Genomic DNA, 432 nt, shown 5'->3' with positions numbered 1-432 from the left:
ATTAAGCAAATTGGTATTATTCTGACAGGGCACGAGCCAGACCGACTGGTTCAATCTCGGTACAGACGTTTTCATCATTCCAGTTCAGGCCCAGTAATGCGTTGTCGTCGCGCAAGTCTTCAATCCACTCGTCGAGTAGCTCATTCAAAGAGATGGCGATCGGCTTGAAATCTGCCCACTCGTCGCGGCACTGTGCCTTCGCGTTGTCTTCGTTATCCCAAAGTAGCAATACGTCTGACTCTTCAAACTGATTTGAGTCAACCACAACCAGGCCGCCATCATCTGAGCCCAGCGCCCAAACCTGCTCCTGCTCTTTTGCGGTTACGACAAAATTGACTACTTCCGATTCTAATTCGATGTCACTCATGGTGTATTTCCATAGTTGTCAGAGCTGATACCAATTTCACTTAGTACTTGTTCAATTTGAAGGAG

The 432-nt window shown here is 47.2% G+C and carries 1 protein-coding gene; it reads right to left on the bottom strand.

The features are described from left to right. Positions 1 to 16: 16 nt before the first annotated feature. Positions 17 to 367: a DUF2750 domain-containing protein gene (locus TW77_RS23955; protein WP_046007492.1), complete on the bottom strand. Its 351-nt coding sequence runs from the start codon at positions 365 to 367 to the stop codon at positions 17 to 19. Positions 368 to 432 lie beyond the last annotated feature (65 nt).

This window comes from Pseudoalteromonas rubra, assembly GCF_000967655.1.
In the GTDB taxonomy this organism is placed as follows: domain Bacteria; phylum Pseudomonadota; class Gammaproteobacteria; order Enterobacterales; family Alteromonadaceae; genus Pseudoalteromonas; species Pseudoalteromonas rubra_A.
Note: the sequence above shows the minus strand (reverse complement) of the source record. Positions and strands in the feature narration are given on the sequence as shown.